The sequence below is a fragment of the Streptomyces sp. AcH 505 genome, from assembly GCF_000818175.1.
Classification (GTDB): domain Bacteria; phylum Actinomycetota; class Actinomycetes; order Streptomycetales; family Streptomycetaceae; genus Streptomyces.
The window spans coordinates 6118861-6141327 of sequence record NZ_JTIY01000001.1 but is presented as its reverse complement, the minus strand read 5'-3'; the positions used below and the strand labels follow the sequence as shown (position 1 = coordinate 6141327).

General features: G+C 61.8%; 25 protein-coding genes and 1 pseudogene. 6 read left to right on the top strand and 20 right to left on the bottom strand.

The genetic code is table 11. The features are described from left to right. The first annotated feature begins 390 nt into the window (after nt 1–390). Nucleotides 391–975, top strand: coding sequence for a sigma-70 family RNA polymerase sigma factor (locus HY68_RS27340; protein WP_041993652.1), 585 nt, complete (start codon nt 391–393; stop codon nt 973–975). Here HY68_RS27340 and HY68_RS45565 read toward each other — a convergent pair. Then, nucleotides 912–1076 carry a zf-HC2 domain-containing protein gene (locus HY68_RS45565; RefSeq protein WP_241778695.1) on the bottom strand — a complete coding sequence of 55 codons (165 nt, stop codon included), beginning with the start codon at nt 1074–1076 and terminating at the stop codon, nt 912–914. The two genes, HY68_RS27340 and HY68_RS45565, sit on opposite strands and share 64 nt — an antisense overlap. Nucleotides 1077–1218: 142 nt before the next feature. Between HY68_RS45565 and HY68_RS27335 the strand changes: the two genes are divergently transcribed. After that, the gene (locus HY68_RS27335; protein WP_041993649.1) at nt 1219–1737 is read left to right on the top strand and encodes a hypothetical protein; all 519 of its coding nucleotides are present in this window, start codon (nt 1219–1221) and stop codon (nt 1735–1737) included. 42 nt (nt 1738–1779) lie between these two features. On the opposite strand, the pseudogene HY68_RS27330 reads toward HY68_RS27335, so the two are convergent. After that, nucleotides 1780–2868, bottom strand: a pseudogene (locus HY68_RS27330) (histidine kinase); the annotation flags it as partial. A gap of 815 nt (nt 2869–3683) precedes the next feature. Here HY68_RS27330 and HY68_RS27325 point away from each other — a divergent pair. After that, nucleotides 3684–4874: a helix-turn-helix transcriptional regulator gene (locus HY68_RS27325; RefSeq protein WP_041993645.1), complete on the top strand. Its 1191-nt coding sequence runs from the start codon at nt 3684–3686 to the stop codon at nt 4872–4874. Nucleotides 4875–4891: 17 nt separating this feature from the next. After that, nucleotides 4892–5326 (top strand): hypothetical protein, encoded by a 435-nt coding sequence (locus HY68_RS42965; protein ID WP_157874411.1) that lies wholly within the window; start codon nt 4892–4894, stop codon nt 5324–5326. Nucleotides 5327–5543: 217 nt separating this feature from the next. Here the strand turns inward: HY68_RS42965 and HY68_RS42960 are convergent, their stop codons facing one another. From HY68_RS42960 to HY68_RS41115, 11 genes are all read right to left on the bottom strand, one after another. Next, a complete protein-coding gene (locus HY68_RS42960) occupies nt 5544–6770 on the bottom strand; it encodes a hypothetical protein (RefSeq protein ID WP_157874410.1) in 1227 nt (408 codons plus the stop codon). Between the two features lie 95 nt (nt 6771–6865). Next, nucleotides 6866–8794, bottom strand: a complete 1929-nt coding sequence (locus HY68_RS42955) for a hypothetical protein (protein ID WP_198533352.1) — start codon at nt 8792–8794, stop codon at nt 6866–6868. Between the two features lie 199 nt (nt 8795–8993). Beyond that, entirely contained in the window at nt 8994–9224 is a 231-nt protein-coding gene (locus HY68_RS42950) for a hypothetical protein (RefSeq protein ID WP_157874408.1), read from the bottom strand. Between the two features lie 287 nt (nt 9225–9511). Beyond that, nucleotides 9512–9940, bottom strand: coding sequence for a hypothetical protein (locus HY68_RS42945; RefSeq protein ID WP_157874407.1), 429 nt, complete (start codon nt 9938–9940; stop codon nt 9512–9514). Nucleotides 9941–10806: 866 nt separating this feature from the next. Next, nucleotides 10807–11151, bottom strand: coding sequence for a hypothetical protein (locus tag HY68_RS42940; RefSeq protein WP_157874406.1), 345 nt, complete (start codon nt 11149–11151; stop codon nt 10807–10809). Continuing rightward, complete coding sequence (locus HY68_RS42935) at nt 11135–11458, bottom strand: hypothetical protein (protein WP_157874405.1); 324 nt, start codon at nt 11456–11458, stop codon at nt 11135–11137. Before HY68_RS42935 ends, HY68_RS42940 begins: the two co-directional genes overlap by 17 nt. An 8-nt stretch (nt 11459–11466) precedes the next feature. Then, the gene (locus HY68_RS27310) at nt 11467–12093 is read right to left on the bottom strand and encodes an HK97 family phage prohead protease (protein WP_078863812.1); all 627 of its coding nucleotides are present in this window, start codon (nt 12091–12093) and stop codon (nt 11467–11469) included. Next, entirely contained in the window at nt 12059–12397 is a 339-nt protein-coding gene (locus tag HY68_RS42930; RefSeq protein WP_052457193.1) for a hypothetical protein, read from the bottom strand. Before HY68_RS42930 ends, HY68_RS27310 begins: the two co-directional genes overlap by 35 nt. A gap of 580 nt (nt 12398–12977) precedes the next feature. Further along, entirely contained in the window at nt 12978–13157 is a 180-nt protein-coding gene (locus HY68_RS42925) for a hypothetical protein (RefSeq protein WP_157874404.1), read from the bottom strand. Between the two features lie 262 nt (nt 13158–13419). Next, entirely contained in the window at nt 13420–14637 is a 1218-nt protein-coding gene (locus tag HY68_RS41120; protein WP_157874403.1) for an AAA family ATPase, read from the bottom strand. 131 nt (nt 14638–14768) lie between these two features. Beyond that, nucleotides 14769–14936 (bottom strand): type II toxin-antitoxin system prevent-host-death family antitoxin, encoded by a 168-nt coding sequence (locus HY68_RS41115; protein ID WP_078863810.1) that lies wholly within the window; start codon nt 14934–14936, stop codon nt 14769–14771. A gap of 470 nt (nt 14937–15406) precedes the next feature. Here HY68_RS41115 and HY68_RS27300 point away from each other — a divergent pair, with 470 nt between their 5' ends. Further along, entirely contained in the window at nt 15407–15751 is a 345-nt protein-coding gene (locus HY68_RS27300) for a hypothetical protein (protein ID WP_157874402.1), read from the top strand. 52 nt (nt 15752–15803) lie between these two features. Here the strand turns inward: HY68_RS27300 and HY68_RS42920 are convergent, their stop codons facing one another. The 7 genes from HY68_RS42920 to HY68_RS27285 form a co-directional block, all read right to left on the bottom strand. Beyond that, nucleotides 15804–16184, bottom strand: coding sequence for a hypothetical protein (locus tag HY68_RS42920; protein WP_157874401.1), 381 nt, complete (start codon nt 16182–16184; stop codon nt 15804–15806). Between the two features lie 34 nt (nt 16185–16218). After that, nucleotides 16219–16650 (bottom strand): hypothetical protein, encoded by a 432-nt coding sequence (locus tag HY68_RS42915; RefSeq protein WP_157874400.1) that lies wholly within the window; start codon nt 16648–16650, stop codon nt 16219–16221. Nucleotides 16651–16730: 80 nt separating this feature from the next. Further along, nucleotides 16731–16922 carry a hypothetical protein gene (locus HY68_RS42910; protein ID WP_157874399.1) on the bottom strand — a complete coding sequence of 64 codons (192 nt, stop codon included), beginning with the start codon at nt 16920–16922 and terminating at the stop codon, nt 16731–16733. A 795-nt stretch (nt 16923–17717) separates the two neighbouring features. After that, nucleotides 17718–19289: a recombinase family protein gene (locus HY68_RS41110; protein ID WP_078863809.1), complete on the bottom strand. Its 1572-nt coding sequence runs from the start codon at nt 19287–19289 to the stop codon at nt 17718–17720. Between the two features lie 142 nt (nt 19290–19431). After that, nucleotides 19432–20916: a cation acetate symporter gene (locus HY68_RS27295; RefSeq protein ID WP_041993637.1), complete on the bottom strand. Its 1485-nt coding sequence runs from the start codon at nt 20914–20916 to the stop codon at nt 19432–19434. Then, nucleotides 20913–21275, bottom strand: coding sequence for a hypothetical protein (locus HY68_RS27290; RefSeq protein ID WP_041997301.1), 363 nt, complete (start codon nt 21273–21275; stop codon nt 20913–20915). The genes HY68_RS27295 and HY68_RS27290 overlap by 4 nt, the downstream gene beginning before the upstream one ends. A 106-nt stretch (nt 21276–21381) precedes the next feature. Next, nucleotides 21382–22131, bottom strand: coding sequence for a LytTR family DNA-binding domain-containing protein (locus tag HY68_RS27285; protein WP_041997299.1), 750 nt, complete (start codon nt 22129–22131; stop codon nt 21382–21384). 67 nt (nt 22132–22198) lie between these two features. Between HY68_RS27285 and HY68_RS45560 the strand changes: the two genes are divergently transcribed. Further along, nucleotides 22199–22467 (top strand): zf-HC2 domain-containing protein (locus tag HY68_RS45560; protein WP_041993634.1); only part of this gene is annotated, 269 nt, incomplete at its 3' end.

Sequence of the window (22467 nt, the reverse complement as noted above, 5' to 3'; positions counted from 1 at the left end):
CCCCCGCCGCTGACGGCGGCTGTGAGCCCGGGTGGGGCCGGGCGGGCGGAGGGGCCTTGGCGGGGGCTCCGCAGGCCGCCACGGCGGAACCGAGGAGGAGGGCGGCGACCGCCACCGCTCCCTGTTGCGTGCGCTTCGTCATGGGGCGCTCCACTGCATTAGGGATATGAACGTAATAAATCCCTATAGGCATATAAAAGGACTTCAAGGAGCCGGGCCGGACGAGTCGCCGGAATGGTCGAACGCCGTGCCTACGAGCCCCCGCCGGACCGTTCACCGCACCATTCGTCGCAGTGAGCGACCGCTCGTCGCACGTCCTTGTGAGCTGTCTGTCACTCGCCGCCCGGATGCGTTCATATACGCGCCAGACGGGAGACAGGAGCGTGCACGATGACCACCGCCACCGCGACAGCGGCCAGCAGGACCGACGAGCGGGCGCTGACGCAGTTGCAGCGCGAACACGGCCCCGCGCTGCTGCACTTCCTGCTGGGTCTGACCTACGGGGACCGGCAGCGCGCCGAGGATCTGCTCCAGGAGACGCTGGTGCGCGCCTGGCTCCACCCCGAGGCGTTCGACGCGCCGTTCGACTCGATGCGGCCGTGGCTGTTCACGGTCGGCCGCCGGCTGGCGATCGACGCCCGCAGGTCCCGGCTCGTACGGCCGCCCGAGGTCAGTGACGGGCTGCTGGCGGCGACGCCCGACCCGCAGGACCGTACGGAGAGCGCGGCGGCGGTACTGGACGTACGGCAGGCGGTGAAGGCGCTCAGCCCGGAGCACCGGGCCGTGCTGGTGCAGATCTACTTCCGCGGGCTGAGTGTGGGCGAGGCGGCGGCGGTCCTGGATATACCCGCCGGCACCGTCAAGTCCCGCTCGTACTACGCGCTGCGGGCCCTCGGCAGGGCGCTGCCCGGCTACAGCAGGTCGTCCTCGTCGAACAGCGCGAGCAGTGACGGCGTGTCGGCCACCTCCAGGTAGGCGGCGGCGCAGGCGTCACAGCCGTCGAGATGTTCCGCGACGCGCCGGTCCTCGTCCGGCGCGAGCGCCCCGAGGACATAGGCGCCGAGGAGTTTGCGCACATGTGCGCCACCATCGGCCCCACCCGTCACAATCCGCTCCTGTCCGCCGCCCGATCCCGCACTTCTGGCCACGCGGAGCAGCCGCCGCCGGTTCAATGCTCCGTGAAGCGATACGCGTGGAGGGGAAGGAAGGCGAAGAGCGATGCGTCCGGAATGTACCGAAGGGGCCGGTGGGGGTGGCCTGCTGGTGCCGATGGCGTGGATGTACGCGGAGTACATCGCCGACGAGTTGCTGCGCACCGGCCGGCTGATGCCGCCGACGACGCTCGAATACCGGGCGGGACGGGACGCGCTGGCCCTGACCATCTTCCTCTCGGACAGCCCGGCCGACGGCCCGCGGGTGGCGGCCAGGATGGAGGAGTGGCGCTCGCTGACCGCGTACGGCACGTCCTGGCGGGAGTGGGTGTGCGGGCGGCTCGACGGGCTGACGGCGGCCGCCTTCGAGGCGGGCACCGGCAGCCCCGACCCCGATCTGGAACTGGCGGGCGCGGCCTGGCGGTGGCTGGAGGAGACGGAGCTGCTGGCGCCCGACCTCGACGGGGTGGCGCCGGCCGGCGGCCGGGAGGCCTTCAGGGCGGCCGAGCAGGAGGGGCCGCAGGTGTGGACCCCGGCCTGGCAGCTGGGGCTGCCGCTGGGCCATCTCGCGATCCATCTCTTCTGACGGCCCCGGGATGGCCGGCCGGCGTCCGATTTTGACGGCCGGTCAGCCGTGCACGCCCGCGCGGTACTTGGGGATCCGTACGGTGATCTTCATGCCGGCCCCCACGCCGGTCTCGATGACGAGCCCGTACTCGTCGCCGTACACCTGACGCAGCCGCTCGTCCACGTTGAGCAGCCCTATCCCGGTCGAGGCCCCGCCCTCGCCGCGCAGGATCTGCCGCAGCCGGTCGGGCTCCATGCCGATGCCGTCGTCCTCGATCACCACCTCGGCCTCGGATCCGGCGTCGAGTGCGCTGATGGTGATCCGGCTGCTGGTGACGGCCCCTTCGAGGCCGTGCTTCACCGCGTTCTCCACCAGCGGCTGCAGACACAGGAACGGCATCGCCACCGGCAGCACCTCCGGCGCGACCTGGAGCCGCACCGACAACCGCTCGCCGAACCTGGCCCTGACGAGCGCCAGGTACTGGTCGATGGAGTGCAACTCCTCGGCGAGCGTGGTGAAGTCGCCGTGCCTGCGGAAGGAGTAGCGGGTGAAGTCGGCGAATTCGAGCAGCAGCTCCCTGGCGCGCGCCGGGTCGGTGCGGACGAACGAGGCGATGGCGGCGAGCGAGTTGAAGATGAAGTGCGGGGAGATCTGGGCCCGCAGTGCCTTGATCTCGGCTTCGATGAGCTGGGTGCGCGAGCGGTCGAGTTCGGCCAGTTCCAGCTGGACGGAGACCCAGCGCGCCACCTCGCCCGCCGCCCTGGCGAGCACGGCCGACTCGCGGGGCGCGTAGGCGACGAGCGTGCCGAGCACCCGGTGGTCGACGGTCAGCGGCGCGGCGACGGCCCAGCGCATCGTGCAGTCGAGGTCGGCGCACTCGTCGGTGAACGCCGTGCCGCGCCCGCTGTCGAGCAGCCCCTTGACCCGGTCCATCACCTGGGCGCCGTGGTGCTCCCCCGCCCCGTCCCAGACCAGCACCCGGTCCCGGTCGGTGAGGCACAGCGCGTCGGTGCCCAGCAGCGAGCGCAGTCTGCGGGCCGCCTTGCGCGCGCTCTCCTCGGTGAGCCCGGCGCGCAGCGGCGGCGCGGCGAGCGACGCGGTGTGCAGCGTCTCGAAGGTCGCGTGCTCGACCGGGTTGCCGACGTCAGACATGAAACCAGATTGTGACCAGACCAAACGGGGCAATCTCCATTTACGCATTCATTTCCCCATTGGGTTAGGTCGCCTGCCGTTCCTTGACCAGCCTGGTCACCTGCCTGTCCCGTTGTCCACTAGCCGGCGGAAGCATGGATGCGCCCCCTGGTCCGGTTGTCGGAAGACCAGGGGGCGCGGACGCTGAACGACGCGGAACGCACGGGGGCGCGTCGGTCAGCAGTTCAAGGGCGCCGTTGTCCGGCGCAGCTTGGGCACTCACACAAAGGCCAGCGCGCACTCTCTATGGCCACCTTCGCCGGCGCAACGGGACGCGTCGGGATGACGGTCTCTCGCTCACCGTTGGACTTGACCACGTACACGCCCATGGTGAAGCGGTGAGAGATCACTCTTCCTCCCCCGCCGCGCGGCGCGCTACAACCCAGGCATCACGCAACCGCGTCGCTGTGCCACACACAACGCCTTCCGTCTTGCAGGAGTTGCAGCGCTGTAGGTGTGACAGGTAACGGCCACTGGTCGCACGCATGGTCAGCTCAAACGACTTCTGCCGTTGTGAGTCCGCTTCGGCTCGCTGCGCCGGCGACTTCCGCTCTAGCGCTTTGATCAGGTCAGCGTGGTTGGGCCCAACGTCGGCATCTCGATAGAGCCGGATAGTCTGATGCACGGTCGTTCACTCCCTAGCGGGTGTCCGGCAAGTGGCCTGGTAGCCGTATGGGGGTTGCCGGGCCACGCTTGCGTTGAGCCACGCTTCCGGTACGGGGAGTTCGTGCACAGTTGCCTCCCGTCAGCCTGATGTCTGCCAGGATTAGGACATGCAGGGTGAGAACGTGGCAGACATGATCCGACGGCTACGCACGGAACGCGGCTGGAGCCAAGAACGCTTAGCCGCCAAGGTGTGCCGTGCCGCTCGCGTACCTCTCGACACCCTGAAGCGCAACGACATCTATCGTTACGAGAAGGGATTGCGCACTCCACGCGAGTGGCTGCCCGCAATCGCACAGGCGTTTGACGTACCCATTGCGGAATTCCGCGCGGCAATGGAGCCGTCACCTCAACAGCCTGCATCCGTCGCTGACTTCCTGCCCGATGGTGACCCGTTGGCGCCGTTGAAGACACGGCAAGGGAAGCGCGTCGGAATGAATGACGTGACTGATCTTGCCGGGCGAGTGCACGGCCTACGCCTTGCCGACGATGTTCTAGCCGGCGGAGACTTGATTGCCCCCGCACTGAGGGAACTCCGATCAGCGGTACGGCTATACAGGGAAGGCAGCCACACCGAAGCGATTGGAAGCGCGCTCCTTGCCCAGATTGGTGAGTTGAGCCAGATCGCCGGATGGATCGCTGCGGATGCCGGACAACGCCAAGAGGCGGAGCGCATCTATCAATTGGGACTGAGCGCGGCGCGGCAAGCGATGGACCCAACATTGGTCGGCAATCTTGCTGGCTCGCTCGCCTACATGTGGTCAAACAACGGGCAGGCTGAGAAAGCCGTTGAGCTGGTTCGTGCTGGCATCACAGACAATGCCCCTGCCAAAGCACGTGCACTGCACTGGGATCGCGTCGCGTGGGCACACACGCAAGCGCAACAGGGCAGGGAAGCTATTGCCGCACTGGGCGAAGCGTCGGAAGCCATCGCCCAGGATGATGGAGATAACCCGCCGTACCTGTATTGGGTGTCACCGGATGAGCTGACCGTGATGGAGTCTCGCGTATACACAGAGCTGCATAAGCCGTTGCGGGCAGTGCCGTTGCTCAAAGAGATTCTTGGACGGTACGACGTGACGCGGACGCGCGAGCTTGCGCTGTACCTATCGTGGCTTGCCGTTGCCTATGCGGACGCGAACGAACCTGAGGAAGCGGCAGCGACAGCAACGCGGGTCATCACCATGTCTGCTGACATTACGTCGGACCGTACTGCGGAACGAGTCAAGATTATCCTTGCCCGGCTGCAGGAATACGCAGACGTCCCAGAAGTACGCGAGGTACTGGACAGCGTCGCATAGCGCCAGAGGGGGGACGAGTGAAGACGGAAATCGCCGCAGCCCTATTCGGTGGAACGGGGGTTGCTCTGGGGGCAATAGTAACGGGCGCCTTCAACCTAATTAAAGGGCGACAGGAAAACCGGGGCAAGATAAACGAAACATCATACGCTCAGAGACGAGAGCTGTACGCCCGCTTCTATCAACGGACAAAACAAATCTACAATACTCACCATGTTAGCGACAGCCCCCTCAGCCAACCAGAACGGATTGAGGTGCGCAACGATATAAAGTCGATGCACACCCTAATTCAGATCGACGGAACAAAGAAGCTCCGCAAGATAAGCACAGAAATTTCTATCACTTCAGATTTTTGGATAGCACCTCGCGGCTACACTGACCCGGCGGAGATAATGAAACTCATGAACCAATTTTCCCAGGAAGCACGGAAAGCTTTAGGGATTCGCGAGCGATAGAACGACCCGACTACAACGCAAAAAAGCGCCGGCACGCACCCCCATAAGGGATGCGTGCCGGCGCTTTGGCTTGCTATTGACTAAGCGGCAGAGAGTTCTACATCTGGAATAGAAGTTCCCTGGCCGCCCCACCCATCTAGAGTACGTTCAAAGTTACCAGCGAAAAGGCCACCATCGTTATCCCAGTCAATCCAGATTCTGTAAGTGGCCTTTGCTGTCATTGCCGGACAGTGCCTTTCTTAACTCTTCCCTTATCTTGGGCATTGCGCATAGCGCCAACAACCATGTCTTCCACTTGCTTCTTACCGCCAGCAATGACGGAGCCACGGAAGTCAAAGTTGTATTGATCTCCCTCACCACTACCGCGTACACGCTCAAGGCGCTCAGGTGCACCGGTAGTGTTGTTCACCAGCGACAGGCCCTTAGGCAGTGTGCCGCCAGAGTCCATGCGCTGAGTCGGGATCATTCCGCCACGTGCATACTTCAGCGGGTCGTAGCCATACACAGAATCGAAGTACGCGTCATGGGCTCCGCGCGCACCCTTGCCAACAATGCAGCCCTGGCCGCCGCGACACTCCACATTCACGCCTGACAGCGTGCCGGCAGTGTGCCCCACGCCCTTAGCCGTGATGCCCACCTGGAACGCTGAACGCTGACCACGCGTCCACCCAGGGGGCGCCGTGTTGCCGCTGAACGCATGAGTAGACCAACGACGATGAGCCTTCTGCCCACGTAGACGAGACTCAATAGCAGACATGAAACCGGAACAGTCCCACGAAGGATTTCCGTTCCCGCCCCATTGGTAAGCCTTACCGGCTTGAGTGCGAGCCCAAGCCAGGGCAGACGCGGCGGTCTTTCCGCCCCGCCCGTTACCGCCGGCATCATCAGTGGCTTTGCCCTTGACGTAGGAAATCATCTTGTCGTAGCCCTGATTGGCGAATTGCTTTATGAAGGTCCCCATGATTCCGGACTGCGGGAACTTATTCACAATGCCACTCGTCATTGAGCGAATGGGTTTGAACAGAGTGCTAAGTGCCTTGGACGCACCCGACTTGAGAATTCCTTCTGCCCAATTAAAGCCACCCTTAGCAACGTCGGTGACCTTGCCGATAGCATCGCCAATGATGCCGCCCAGTGCGAAGCCAGGCATGCCGCCACTCATGGCAGGGGAAGCCTGTGCACCACTGCCCGCGTTCAACCAGTCAAGCGCACTCTTGCCGAGTTCGCGTACTCGCTTGGCGCGGATAACGTATTCGCCGGCCTGAGCCATGATAGGAACTTTGTCGTTCGGACCTTTGGTCCCCTGGCCGAGATAACCGCCTTTCTTGAATCCGCGCGGCAATGAAGCCTTGGCCATGTCAGGAACACCAGGAATCTTGCCAGCCGTATTATTCCACGCTTTGCGCAGACCATCGTTATAAACCGTGTTCACAAAGAACTTCACGGGGGCCGAAGTTGCGCTACGCAGTTTCGCCCAGGCAGTACCAATACCTCTCTCTGCCGTGACAAACACGGCCTTGACGCTGCTGACACCAGACTTCAAGGCGGAGAAGGCAGGCTTAATTGTGCCGGACCAAATGCTTTCACTTTTGAGCCGATGGAGCCAAGCGCCGAGTTCACACCTGACTTCAGAGTATTGAAGGCGGAGCCAAGCAGTCTGAGCGCCGCCTTCATGGCATTCCAAATTGGCTTGGCCTCATTATTCCAAAGCCATTTAATAACTACCGCGGCTGCGGACAGGGCGGGCTTTATCGCGCTCTTGTAAAGCCAAGAGAAAATAGAGCCGATTCCTCTAACGCCAGCAATGACCAGAGCGAAGATGACTCGGATAATCCACCAGTTGATTTGGATGACGAGCGATATCGCATTCCAAGTCGGATGGATGGCATTCTTATAGAGCCATGTCGCGGCAGCGCCGATAGCATGCAGTCCGGCCATCATGGCGTTGAATGTCGGGAGGAGAAATCCGTTCCACACCGCGAGAGCTGCCGTCTTGACGGCGCCCCACACAGTCGCCCAAAGCGTCTGGAAGAAATTAGTCTTCGTAGCTAGGTAAGCAATCGCGACGCCAATTGGGCCGCCCAAGATACCGACGATCAAAGGCCAGTTGGCTTTGATCCAATTGAACGTAACATCAAAGGCTGTCTTGAGAGCTGCCCACGTAACACGCCACGCAGTTTGGAACCACGTTGTCTTAGTCGCAATAAGAACAATGACTGCGATCAGGGCGACGATGCCAATGATAATCCATGTAATAGGGCTAGCCATGAGTGCGGCATTCCATGCCCATTGAGCCGCAGTGAGAATGCCATTCCAAATAGCTACGGCCTTTTGCGCTACCCATAGGGCGGCCAACTGGATACGCAGGAATATTGTCTGTGTCGCGAAAAAACGCTGAGCTGCCGCAATGCCTCGCGTCGCAGCCGCCCACGCAGTTGTGACCGTTGCCGACACCACCACGTACGCATTCCATACACGCTGGGCGATGGCGAGTGCGACGACGATCTGATACAGGTGCTGCATCTGCTCGGCCGGAATGACAGCGAGCAATCCGGCGAGTGCCTTGCCCAGTCCAAGAATGACTGTCGCGTATGGACTGAACACGGTCATTGAGTGGGCGCCTGTCTCGCCCAGGCTCTTGAGGATGGAGACGATTATTGGGCCGGTCTGCTTGACGAACCCAATGAACTTCTCAAAACCTGCACTGCCCTTAAGGCTCTGCGTCCAAGTCAGAAACGACTTGGACATCCCTTCAAGGCCACCAGAGAACTTGCCCGCGTAGGGCAGGAACAGACCAATCAGGTTTCCGAAGCCACGCCCGACGTTGCCAATCATGTTGAGGAAATCCGGCAGTGTCTTCGCTGCCGCGTCGGCTAGCTCTTTGATCATTGACGAGAAGCCAGGGCCGCTCGCACCCTTCGCTACCTTGTCAATGAAATCCCCGAACGCATCGGCAGCGACCAGTACTAGAGGTGTCAGCTTCGGAAGAATCGACGTCGCAAGATTGATGCCCTTTGTAAAAAGCGGCATCGTCTTCGGTGCGAGACTGTCAGACCAATTCTTCGTGGTGTCCTTAAACTTCTGCAACGCGTTCGCGGTTGCCCGCGTTGCCGCCGGCATCGCGTCAAGGTCCATCTTGTAAAGCTGCTGCGCCTGCCTTGCCGCGTCCGTTGCCGACTTGGCTTTGACTAGTGCGGCTTTGTACGCGTCGCCACCCTTTGCGGCAAGCTTCTTAGCCTGGGCGGTTGCTAGGTCCGCTTTCTGCTGCGCGTCGGTGGCGGTGGTGTACTTAGCCGACGCGTCGGTTATGGACTTGAATTGGGCTTTGACTGCGAGCCCAAAGACGGCAGCCGCCGCACCTGCCGACACAAACGCCGCAGCGCCGGCGCCAGCTACTGCCGCAATGTTGGCAATGCCTGCCGCACCGACAGGCAGCATTGCGGCCATATTCACGACACGCTTGCTCATATCGTTCGTGCTCTGCTTAAGCCGCGCAATATCTACCGTTGCGCGGCGCGCGCCTGAGCCATCCCATCGCGAACTGATAGAAAAGCCCAGGCTAGTAATCGTGCTCAACTAGATCATCTACATGCCTTTCTGCCTGTGAACGGGAACAAGAGCAAAGCCCTACAGGAGCGGACCTGTAGAGCTTTGGGAGTTGAGCCGATTACACGTTGCCGCCGGCGTCACGTACACGGTCGGCAGCCTCGCGCATGGTTGTCTCTATGCGCTCACGCACCTCGGGTGCGGCTTGCTGCATCGATTCCAAGAACCAGTTGTTAGCGGGATTGCTTGAGCGCTGGACAACCCAACGATCACGATTGGCAAATACCGGGTGACGGAAACCGGCTGGACTTGCGAGGCCACGGGGAATGATCGCAGTCTTGGAGTCCGGCATCTTAGTGACAATGCGAATTCTGACACCTCGGTTTAGTTTGCTTTGGACGCCAACCCCCGTAGCGATCTTGCGACGCAGACGCCGGCTGTCCGGCTCGCGCACAGGGATAGCTCTAGCATTGCGCTTAGCTTCCTTAACCAACGGCTTAGCAGCAAGCTTCAGATCCTTACGGAGTTGGCCAGGTAGTGAAGCGTCCAGCTCCCGGAGTGCCCGCACAACACGGTCCCACTCAGGGCCGGCATTCACTCTCATTTGATAGTCGCCACTTGATGGCATTAATGATCCTCTCAGTCTTCGATACCCAGCCATCTAGCCGCAGATCGCGCATGAATCGCAATCAACGGACCCTCTTCATTGCCGCGCATAAGCCACTCCACACCGCTAACAAAACGGCCTGTAAAGCGGTTCAGCAAGTCGATACCTTGCTGTCTAGTGAGCCGCTTGCGAGGCGATTCATTCCACGGTGGCATGACGTCATCCCCATCCAGAGCCCGCGCTAGGAAGGTGATAGATGTTGCCAAGTCACACAAAGGACCGGGCTCCAACTCACCCGGCACGTATTGCGCTAGCCATTCAACCGCGCCGCCAATCCCCGCCCAGGGATGGAACACTGGAAGGCTCGAACGCAAAGCTTCGCAATTCTCAAACGAACAGAACGAGTGATTACCTCGTTCGCAATAACGGCGACGTTTCACATCGACTGAAGTATTAGGCATGGATTATCCCCTTTCGTCCCGCGCAACATACGTGTTCCCTATAGAGGGAAAAAAGGTTCCGAGTGGGCGGGGTCAACCAAAGGATCTTGTTACTCGGACCCCCCACCCCCCTACCCCTGGGCGTAGAGGGGCGCCAAGCTGAAGCCGTACCGACTCCCCCACCCCAGGGCTAGCCGCCGAACGAGCTACGGGGCAATGGCCGGCAACGCTTGCACACGCAGTCGCGCATGGCTTCCGGGAAGAGTTCGATCAGCTCACTGTGCAACGCGTTGAGTTCGATAAGATCAATCGACTTACCAAATACGATTCGTTCCATTACATCGCTCAATACATGTGATGATGATGTATCAGACTCAAGTGCAGTCAGAGGTACATGGACGTCGGACCGGTAGTCATTGGCATAGGTCTTACCTCGGTACTGGTATGTACTGCTTACGCGCATAGGTATTACTCCTGTCTAGTTCCTCTCTCTGATCCATCCATTCAGTGATTGATTGATTGAATGATTAGAGATTAGCTGTGTCGTATTTATAGGCGCGCGCATGGGCGCGCGCATGCGCTCGCGTGGTACACGCACGCTGCTGCAACGTCAAGCGCCTGTGCTGGCAGGCGTACGCGGGTGCGTGCGGCGTGGTGTGGTGTGTCGGTGTGTGTGCTCTGACCTGCGGCGTTGTGTTCCGCGGAACGGTGCCCCGTCGATGCAGTGTGCCCACCACGCACGACAGGGCATTAGCTAATACAAAGGGATAGCGGTTAAAGCCGCCCCCTCTATCGCCAACGCAGCACGCTAGGAACGGATGCCCTCAATCCCTAGCGTGCTGCGCTTTGTTAACGAGTCGGGTTCCTGGTCCTTCTCGCCTTTGGTGTCAGTGAGGTTCCGACACCAAACTCATGTGAGGTACGGCGATGACACCACGCTCGTACTGTTCACGGTCATGTTGCTGCGTGGCTTGAGTCAGCTCGACGCGGATGCCGGCAAGGGTCTCGCGTGTCTCTTCCTTGTGGACTGCGGTAGCGCGGAACGTCTCTTGTGCGGCTTGCCGTTCGTCTGTGCGCCGTTCTATCCATGTACCGCCGAGGAAGGTAGCGCCTGTGTCTACGCCCAGTAGGTGAGCCTGCATCGTGGCGTCTTGGTGCTCGCGCGTCGCGACGTCGTACGCGGTTGCTGCTTCCCTCTCTACGGCTGTGAGTACGTCAAGAGGTTCGAACATGGACGTTGTACACCTCAACCCCTTGAAGGGATTTGAGAGCGATGAAGGCGCCGGCGCGCGCGCACGCTAGGGCACCATCAGAATCCAACGCGGCATTGATCCATACTTCGCCTTCACCATCCCTTACTAGGGCGATGTACGGGCACGGTTCGTCAGTCTCAAATTCTGCCGCCGGATCATTGGCGGCATCGGCAACAAAGAAGTAGAGCCGGAACCCTTCGCCACACTCCTCAATGAGGCCACGTTCAGCGCTCGCCACAACATCAGGAGCAACAGCGCCGGTTGCGATCCTTGAGTATCGGTACACGGTTGCTCCTAGAGATAAAGTCGCGCGATGCGCTTCAAGTCGTTCACTGCGTCTTCTTCGCGTTGGCGCGCGAGGTTGTCTCGCATGTCTAGGAAGTACGTCTTGCGAACGTCTTCCACTTCAGATTTCATGAAGCGCTCAAGCTCGATACGGAATGCGTTGTGCGTATCCATGTCGCTGACGCCGTAACCCTTGACGCTGAGCGTCTGTGTCATGTTGCCGGCGCCTCGCAGTACCGGTGACACTTCGTAGACGTCCAAGGCTTTAAGCAACCGCGCCGGCTTGCCGTTGACTTCGATCTCTTCCGAGTCAAGAATGTCAAAGCCGTATGACCATTCTTGCAAAGGGCCGAGACCCTTCACTGTTTCGCGCAGGTCTTGGCCCGCAGTGGTATTGAAAAATTCGAACTCGAACGTGGCACCGGTCGCGTCAGTTCTGATAAGCCCCTTGCCGGGCGGTAGTGCTCCGACCCATGAGCTGTGCCCGTAGGCTGACATTGGGATTTCGTTGCGGCTGAGCGCAAAGGCATTAGGGTCCGTTACGTCTCCGTCTTTGTCGGGCAGACCATCGAACCGGCTAAAGAGCGCGCTTCCGCTACCGCTACTCGATGCTTTGAATTGCTTCCTGATAGGCATTCTCAGTCAACCTCCCCCATAGGGACTCGATCCTCAATTGAATGTAGAGCGCGGCGTTCGGTTCGCAGTCTTCTGCGTACGCGCTGATCTGCTCGCACAGCAGACGTATACGTTGAACGTCCGTACCGATAGATGTTCTTGCTGGGATCTCACCTGTGCTGCCGTAGGTCTTCGCTAGCGCTCTGATAGCCACGTCCACCACGGTGGAGCGGTTCATCTTGAAGTCATCGCACAGCGTGTCTGTCAGGCAGTCGACAGCCGGCGCGAACGTGATGTGATGCTTAATCGATTGCGTACGGGCCATCGGCTCTATCCGTCCTGTGCGATTCCAGCTCATCCATGAGGCACTGCATGTGGAGATCGCCCATAGCTTGAGCCTCTACAGACAGCGGACCCAACAGCTTCGCGTATTGATTCTTAACACGCTCGATGATTGCAGATCGTTGGCCGGCCACCATGAATGCCTTACAGATGTTGCAACAGGTGTACTCATTAATCCTGTCATCGCCCAGTACAAACGGCGTGATCCGATATTCCCAATTGGCGCGTTCGTCACAGAAGATGCAGCGCTTCATTGCTACCTCAAGTGTTTGGGCATAAGAAAAGGCGCTCCGTCGCAGTGACGTGAGCGCCTAGGCATGCCGATGTCTTCAATTCATGTTCGCTCTTTTGAGCGGCAATGTCAATAGCCACAGGGCCCTGAATTCAACCGGGGGCCCTTCTCTTGATGATCTTGGTCGCGTCGCTGTGTGCCCCTGTGTGCGCCTCTACGGACACGGGCGGACAGCGAGGCGCGGACGCGGCTCACAGGCCCTGACGGCAGGCGCGAGGCACGGCCGCGATGGCGTGGTGCGGTAGCCGGCGCTCGACTGTGCCGCCCAGGGCTACTCGCTGTTCGGCAACCTCTGCTCTATTGCGTCCAGTCTCTTGGATGTCTCTTCACGCAACAGGCTTACGTTTTCATGGAGCGCGCCCAGTTGATTGAGTACCTGACTGAGTAGGCTTTCAACTTCCTTGGCGCCAACAATGGTCATGAGGCCATTGCCTTCATATGGATTAGTCATTGCATATTCCTTTGCGTTGGACTTCATCGCCTTGCCCCGCCGGCCGTAGCACAACGCTCCGCTTAGCGATCTTGCTAGGCGAGGCGTTGTGTTGGACCCTTCACGTTCCGCGCCTATTAAGAGGGCGCGGAAAGCGTGAAGCTACGCGTGAAGGTGCGTGAAGCTTGGCGTGAAGCTGTGACCTGGGCGTTTGCTGGAGCCGTGAAGCTGGGCGTGAAAGGCTTCACGGAGGGTGCGTGAAGCTGGGCGTGAAGCCTTCTCGTCAAGCTGACGCATGATCTGGGCGAGCCCTGGCAGGCAGGTAGACGTCTGGGTTCCCCTTCGTAGTCGCTGCCACCTTGGTTGCGATGCCTTGGGTTACGAGCCGATCCAACTTGCGTCGCATCCTTTGCCGCTCTGCGAGGGTGGGTTTCTTGCTCTGGAACTCGCGCTCTGCTGCCATCAGTGCAGTGAGTCCCCCGGGCGTATAGAGCAGATCCTCTAGGTTTGCTCCACTCTCGAACACACTGGACGTACCCGACTTGGCTTCATGTTCAATGTCAAGTGGTCCGACTTCGTTCATAGGTTGCTTAAGGTGTCGCAATTTGACGACGGGATCGCCTGGTTCTCCGTCCAGCATGATGACCGAACCGGCGCCGGCCGCTAGCCAACGCGAGCCGTACAGCATTTCAAGGCTGTGCGATCTGCCGCCCCCGTTGGAACTCTGCTTCTTAGTGTGGTGCAGTTCGATGACTTCGATACCGTTCGCGATAGCGAGTTGCCGCGCCCTGTTGTATGCGGTTCCGGTCTCGTCATCGGAGATACCAAGAGCAACATCTTTAAGGCTATCGATTATGACTGTGTCAGCGTCGTACGCTTCACACATGCGCAATAGAGTATCGGTCCGTTTAGCAAAGTCGAAGGGTGGCGGTCCCTTCCATACTGTAAGCCGCTCTTGCAGTACCTCGGTGTCTTCCCTTCCGAACTGTCGGGCGAGCGAGCGCGCTGCTTGCTTTGGCCTGTCGCATGCAAGGTAGAGAATGCGCCTTGCGCCGGCACGCACAGGGAAGCCCAATACGATTCCGTCGCCCAGGTTCAATCGGGCCTTAAGCAACTGGCCGGCCAACGTAGTTTTTCCTGTGCCGTCGGTGCCGCAGATAATAAGCGACTCACCCTCAGACCAAAGGATGTCTTCATCTCTGCCCCATACTGGGCGAGCAGTTTCCGATGCACCGAATATGAAGTCGGCACCATCGGTTGAGCGAGTAAGCGCGAGCGGTTGCGTCGACTCCTCTTGTTCTGCGAGTACCTTGCCTTTGGAACGGGCGCGTATCTTCAACCGCTCGATATTGGCTAGCTTCTCTAGCTTCTCTTCTTCAATGAACTCGTTAACAAGATCGCGCACAGGGTGCGCGGCATCGTCCTGGACATCATCGGCACGTACAAAAGGGTCATGATCGGACTGGATATTTGACGTGGCTCCGTCTATCGTCGTTGGCAAAGGGTTCGTCCTAGTGTTGCCGCCCCTGGGGATTCCGGCCCTGTGGGCTTTCCCATGTCGTCCCCCACGCGGATAGGGGTGCAACGGGTGGATGCCTGTGAGGTTCAGCTATGGGCGTGAGCCGAGTTCGCTCACTCGTGTTCGTCGGTGCTATCAGCACGCTGATCGGTATCGATCCTTACGAGCATCGCAACGGGCTTGCCGTACCGGGTGACAGTCACTGATTCGTTACCGTAGATAACAGTGTTCAACGCCTCAGCAAGTTTGATTCGTAGGTTGTCGCTGCTGTACTCAGCCATTACTCAATCCTTTCGGGATCGTCACGTCTCGCCACTCACATTGAGTGGCGGTAATCCTTGCGCTCGCTATGCAGTTCTCAAGTTGTGTTCATCAATTACTTTCGGCCGGCTTCACCCGTACCCGTCCGCCCTGATATCTCTATGGTGCCTACGGTCCATGAGGAAAGGCAAGGGCGGATTGTCCGAGTTGCGCAGGGCGTCCGGGAAATCGTCCTCTCTTTTGTAGGATCATCCAAATGGAAACCGGACATCGCCTGCCGGCGCGGTATGCTGGAAGCTCAACATGCATGCAAGGGACTGAATGTTGATACCGCGTCGCCCCTCTCCCAACGCCATCCACGGGAGAGGGGCGACGTTTGTGTTTCCGGGTGATCCAATCGCGTACCGGCTCTTGCTTCCTTATTTCCCCGCGCTGTTTGCCTAGCACTGGTCGCGCCCAGGTGTTACCTTCCCCGTGGAGGGGATGCCAAATGGGGAATGATCAAAGATGGTCCGAGGAAGATCAGCGAGCTACTGACGAGATCATGAATAGGTTTCCGCCGATCTCACCGGAAGAACTAACGGGACTGGTCAAGGTTTATCTGTCGCTGCCGGCGCTCGCAGCGCGACGTCAGGCGCAGATCGATTTGATTCAGGCGAAGTTCCCGGAAGCCATGTGGACCTACTGCCAAGAGCAGACGGAACGGCATGACTGGTGGAAGGACTTGACCACAGTAGAGATCGAGTTGCTCGCTACTTGGTACCGAGAGTTCCCGCTTGATGTCGCAGAACAGATTGAGCGCGACGTTCGCGAGGTACTTGCAGCCATGCCGTAAAGCACAGCACCGCGCCCCCTTCCCTATTGGGTTGGGGGCGCGGTGCGTTGTCCTAGTGTTTACGTCTGCTGCTCTCGATGCTTGTTGGAACAATCTTCCGAACGCCGGGAGTCTTGCCGCGCTCTTTCTTGCTCTCCGCTTTAGCCCAGTCACGCAGGTACTGCATCTCAGGAGTGACTGCCTTTTTGGTTGGCTTGCGAGCCGATCGGCTAATGCCACCCCGAATCCGCTTGGCTGGTGTCGCACGCTTCTCGCGGGTGGGCTTGGGCGGAATAGTTTTCCTCAGCCGCTCAGCTTTACGTCGTGCCGTTTTCTTGGACGGCAACCGTTTGGGGCGCACATCAGGTCGCAAGCCGTCGCGTATCTCGCGCGCGATCTTTTCCGCGAGCTGCTGTGTCGTCAGCCCTTGCTGTGATCTAAGGATCTTCTTCACTCGCGCCCCCCTTGGCGGATGTCGTCAATCCTACCTAGATATGGGTGGCGACGTTCCCTGTCTTGCGTAGGTAAATGGCTCGCAACTCTTCCAACTCGGGTGAACCTTCCAACGGTTTGGGCCGGACCACTTCCTGTCCGTGTATCAGGTCCACCTTTTGCTGCGTGATGTGGGCGCCGGCGACCAGCGGTAGCCCGTCGCTGCATCCCTGGCAGTCGTCGCCAACGTGTGCCACTGCGACGCCGCGTGTGTAGCTGCGCTCCCCGGGCCGGCCGGCGCTGCCGCGCGTCGACACCAAGCCCTTGCGCTTGAGGCCACGCACTGCACGCTGTACCGCGTTGCGTTGGGAGCGGTCAGGCTCCGTGCCGTAGATCGCCTGACATAGCTGCCACGTGCTGGAACCGCGCGGCCACTTCGGCAATGCGTCCAAGATGCCGCGTTCCACTGCACCGAGACCCTTGCTCACGTTCCGCCCCCGTAAGTGTTGTCTTGCTGACCATCGCTCATCATGCAGCAAGACAACACTTACGTCTACGGTCGCGTCGGTTACGGATTGAGCAGTACCGCGAGCCGTGCCCGTTGCTCCTCCGACAACGGCGGGAACGTGTCAATCAGATTCTTTATGTACTCAGCAGCTTTAAGGTCTTTCAATTCAATGCGTGCGGCAATCTCATCTTCAACATGGCCGTGCCGTCGCGAGTTGGCGATCCTAGCTGCGAGTTGCTGGACTTCCGACATAGTGATTCCTTGTGCTGGTCCGGAATCTCTGCATGTTTTTCGCTCCTCTAATAGGCGCTGCGATGCGTACGCTGTGCGTACCTGAGATGCTGCGTTCCGTTGACGCAACACAGACCAGCGTGCACGGACCGCCGGGAGGCGCCACGCAGAACCATCCCGCCGCGCCCCTGTGCTGGCGCCTCCCGCGTCGGACCGCGTGCCGCCAACTGCCGTACCGTGCGCTGCTGTTGGGGCTGCCCTGCGGGCGCGACGCTCCGCAGGAAGCTGCGTGCGGTCTCCAGCTTGGGCGGCCAGACGATGGGGCGCGTCCCGTCGCTGTGCTGGCGCCTGCCGCGTCGGCAACTGCCCTGCGGACGCTGGGGTGTTGGGCTGTGCGTACGGCGCCCGGTGCGCTGCTCGCCGGCCGCGTCGGCAGCGTTGACCAGGTTGGGCAACTCCTTGCCGTACTTGGTCGGTCTCGCGCCGTGTCGGGACCAGGGCGCGGCCGGCGGTACGCTGACGCACAGAACCCTGGTAGCGCCTAACTCTCATAGGCGCTACCAGGGTTCGTGTTTACGTTACTGTTTTCTTTTGTCTCGCTCGCGCAAGTAACCCAGGATCATGCGATAGAGCATCACTGCTCCTGCTACCGCAATCCAGGTCATGCCATTGTGATGACTCGGCAGCCTTGCCACACAGCTACCTCGGTTACACCTTTGGCGACCAGTGCTCGGTAGACGTCGCCGGCTGATTTCCTGTCAGGCGTGTTCGCCTTTCCGACCGTTCGATCTGGTCGCGTCCATGTGATGGCGAATCTCATGAGGTCCCCTTCGGTTCGATACGTACTGAGATACTGGGGTCCCATTCCCATCCTTTGGGTTTGCGCCCCATCGGTCCGGAGTACGGCAGGATGGTGATGTCAAACAGGAGACGGACGATTTCCCTTCTGCGTCCCAGTGACAGCGAGTCCCATTTTGCCCCCGCATCCTTCACACCGATGAAGTCAACAAGGGGATTTTCCCTGGCAACTTCGGATAGTGCCGCGTTGATTTCGGCTATGCGCCTATTCGCTGTGGCTTGTGCCGTTTCCAGGGTGGACAGTTCGATGCGTCCCTCCCCGTACGAGATAGCGGCAGCGCGGTTGCGCCCATTGAGCGCGGTCAGTTCCGCGCGTAGCCCCTCAATGTCTATCTCTTTGGTCGGCTTCACCAGTTCGGCTAGGTCTGGTCGCGACAGTCGGGCAATCGCGGCATGGGACACGTGGTTGTCTACCTCCACTGCCGGCTGCGAACATGTTCCGCACCCAGGACAGCGGTAGTGCGGGGTGCCGCCACCACCCTTGGTGTTCACCGTGACGGTTTCCTCGCGCTTGCACACTCCGCATCCCGCTTTAGCGATGACGCTCACTAGCCAACGCGGGGTGTTGCCTGTTGTCGTCTTGCGTGAGGGGTCATTGAACAGAGAGATCAGCGCCTGTCGTTCGTCTTCCGTGATGATTTCATCGTAGGCGTTGCGTTTGACGATCTCCCCTTTGTATTCGGCATGGCCGGCGACGCGCGGACTGATGAGGATTAGCTTCACAGTCTTGGCTGTCCACCTGGATTGCTTGCCATCCTGGCGTTGGGTCTTCAGTCCTTCTTTTTCTCGAAGGGTCTTGACGCCTCTCTCCTGCATGTCTCGAAGCACGTGCGCCATCGTGACCCCGGACAGGAGTTCACTCTTCCAATGCCGAATCTCCTTCGCTTCGTCTGGGCGATGCTTACTCATGTCCAGTACCGGCACATCGCGGAACGTGCGTAGCGACAGGTCCTTTTCTTTGGGGTTCTCACACACGGTGCGCACGCGCCCGGTGTCAATGCCCCATCCGTAGCGGCGAATTCCCCCGCCGAAGGAACCTTGTCGCGCCTGCCTTTTGCGTGCGAGAGTGACGCGTTCGCTTTTGTGGCCTACCTCGCTCTCACCACGAAGCGTGTCCTCTTTGAGAGCGATACGCCCAGAGTTTGTGTCTAGCCGGTACTCTCCGCCACGGCTAACGGAGAACAACCTCACGTTGTGCTTACGCGCTAGCCGAATGAAGGCGTCAACTTCAACTGAGTTGCGGTGCAAACGGTCCGCATGCCAAATGAAGATGGCGGCAATGAGGTCTGCTGCCATATCGCGCAACAGGTTTGCATAGTCGGGACGCTCAGCGAACGTGCCATCTTCTTTGGCTTTGGCCGAACGGTCGTTGTCCTCATAGGACTTGGTGATGGGGCGGCCATGCTCTTCCGACATCGCAACATTCTCTTCATGCTGCGATGTAACGCCGTAGCCGTGGCCTTTCTTGTCGTCGCTAATCCGTAGATAGTCGACGTTCCTGCGTTCATCAGGATGGTTGGTTTGAGTCACGCATCAAAAGTACGCCTCAAGCCTGATACCGGGTTGCCGACGTCGCTGGTGCGCTGGGGGCGGGCCGTGCGGCGGCCCAGGACGAAGCCGCCCGCCAGCAGCAGCGGGCCGAGCACGATCAGCGCGGCGAGCGCGGTCCCGCTCAGCGGGCGCCTCCCTCGGGTCGGGTCAGGGTCTCCGGGAGGTGGAAGCGGGCCATGGCCGCGCTGGTGCCCGGCGGGATCCGGTGCCGGGTGGCCAGCGAGACCAGGATCATGGCGAGGAAGCCGACCGGCACCGACCAGACGGCGGGCCAGGCGAGCAGGGCGTGCGCCCAGCCGTCGGGTACGGTCCCGCTGACCGTGACCACGGTCGCGACGAAGGCGAGTCCGCCGCCGAGCAGCAGCCCGGCGACGGCGCCGGGCGGGGTCAGCCCGCGCCACCAGATGCCGAGCACGAGCAGCGGGCAGAAGGACGAGGCGGAGACGGCGAAGGCCATGCCGACGGAGTCGGCGACCGGGATGCCGGTGACCATCAGCGAGCCGCCGAGCGGTACGGCCATCGCGAGCGGTGTGGCCAGCCGGAAGTGGCGGACGCCGCGCGAGGGCAGGACGTCCTGGGTGAGTACCCCGGCCACCGCCATGGTCAGTCCGGAGGCGGTGGAGAGGAACGCGGCGAAGGCGCCGCCGGCGACGAGCGCGCCGAGCAGTTCGCCGCCGAGCCCGCCGACCGCCCGGCCCGGCATCAGCAGCACGGCGGCGTCGGAGTCGGTGCCGAGGGGCAGTTCGGGCACGTACAGCCGGCCCAGCGCGCCGTAGACGGGCGGCAGCAGATAGAACGCGCCGATCAGTGCGAGCACGACGACCGTGGTGCGGCGGGCGGCGCGGCCGTTGGGGCTGGTGTAGAAGCGGACGACGACATGGGGCAGCCCCATCGTGCCGAGGAAGGTGGCGACGATCAGCCCGTACGTGGCGTACAGCGGGTGGTCGGCGCGGCCGTCGATCCCCGCGGCGGCCAGATCGACGTGCGGCCGTCCGTCGCCCTGCCAGGCGAGCAGCAGAAAGGCGGCGGGCACCAGCAGCGCGGTCAGCTTCAGCCAGTACTGGAACGCCTGGACGAAGGTGATGCTGCGCATCCCGCCCGCCGCGACGGCGATCACCACCACCAGCGCGACCAGCAGACCGCCGCACCAGTCGGGGGCGCCGGTGAGGATCTTCAGCGTCAGCCCGGCCCCCTGGAGCTGCGGCACGAGGTAGAGCCAGCCGGCGCCGACCACGAACACGCTGACGAGGCGCCGTACTTGGCTGGACTCCAGTCTGCCCTCGGCGAAGTCGGGGAGGGTGTAGGCGCCCGAGCGGCGCAGCGGGGCAGCGACGAAGACGAGCAGCACGAGATAGCCGGCGGTGTAGCCGACCGGGTACCAGAGCATGTCGGGGCCGTGCAGCAGGACGAGTCCCGCGATCCCGAGGAAGGAGGCGGCGGAGAGGTACTCGCCGCTGATCGCCGCCGCGTTGAGCGCGGGCCGCACGGTGCGGGAGGCGACGTAGAAGTCGGAGGTGGTGCGGGAGATACGCAGCCCGAAGCCGCCGACGAGGACCGTGGCGACCACGACGGCGGTCACCGCTGCGACCGTGTAGCCCTGGCTCACGGCGGCGGCCGGCCCTTCACGAGCCGGGCGAAGTCGCGTTCGTTGCGCTCGGCGCGCCGTACGTACCACCAGCCGAGCAGGGTGAGCAGCGGATACGCGGCGAAGCCGAGCACCACCCACACGACGGCCCGCTGGCTCAGCGCAGCGAAGGCCAGCGGCAGGGTCCCTGCGACCAGCGCGAGAACGGCGAACGCGGACATCCCCGCCCGGAGTTGACTGCGCATCAGGGAGCGTACGTACGCGTCTCCGAGCGCGGTCTGTTCGTCGATCTCCGCCTGCGCGCGGTAGCGGGGCAGCGGCCGTACCCTGCGGGGCTCGCCGGTGACGACCTCGCGCCGGGGCGCGGCCTGCCGGGGCACCTCCCCCGTCATGGCGTCCCCTCCCCCGTCGTCACCACCGCACTGTAGTGTCCGGGCCCGGAGTGTACGGGCGCCGCCGATGCCCGGGGAAGATCGTGCGCGCCGGTCAGCGGCCGGTCCTGCGCATCAGCAGGTCCCGCAGGGCGCGCGCGTGCCGTCTGCTGACGGCGAGTTCGGCCGCGCCGACCCGTACGCTCATCGCCCCCGCGTCCAGCCGCAGTTCGTCGATCCTGGCGAGGGCGACCAGATGGCGGCGGTGGATCCGGACGAAGCCTCGGCTGCGCCAGCGCTCCTCCAGGGTGGTGAGCGGGACCCGGACCAGATGGCTGCCGGTCTCGGTGTGCAGCCGGGCGTAGTCGCCCTGCGCCTCGGCGTACGCGATGTCCTCGACGGACACGAACCGGATGACGCCGCCGAGTTCGACGGGGATCTGGTCGCTGTGGGCGGCGGCCAGCGGGGTCCGCTCCCCCACCAGTTCGGCGACGCGCCGCACGGCTTCGGCGAGCCGTTCCCTGCGGACCGGTTTGAGCACGTAGTCGACGGCCTTCAGGTCGAACGCCTGGACGGCGAAGCCCTCGTGGGCGGTGACGAAGACGATCAGCGGCGGCTCCGCGAAGCCGGCCAGCAGCCGGGCCACGTCGAGGCCGGTGAGTCCCGCCATGTGGATGTCGAGGAAGACCACGTCGACTGCCGCGTCCTCGCCGGGGCCCGCTTCGAGCGCGGCCCCGATCAGACGCAGCGCCTCGGTCGCGCTGGTGGCGCCCTCGGCCGCGGTGATCCGAGGATCGGCACGGAGCAGGTACAGCAGCTCTTCGAGGGCCGGTTCTTCGTCGTCCACAGCCAGTACGCGCAACATGACGCCGGAGTGTAGGCGGCCGGGCACCGGCTTGAGTGATTTGCCGCCGCGTTCCGTACCAGACGGCATGCGGACCCTGGATCTCCATCGCGATGTCGGCGCCTACGCACTCGGTGTGCTCGATGCCGCCGACGCCTTCCGCTTCGAGGATCACCTCATGGAGTGTCCGAGTTGCGCCCTGCGGCTTGACGGGTTCGGTGCGGTGCGGACGCAACTCGACGCGTACGCGCGGCAGACGCCCGCGGGCGTCGCGCCGGTCGCCGTCGCCGGGCAGGAGCTGCTGTACCGGCTGCTGGAGCGGGCGGACGCGGTGCGCGGCAGACGCAAGACACGGCG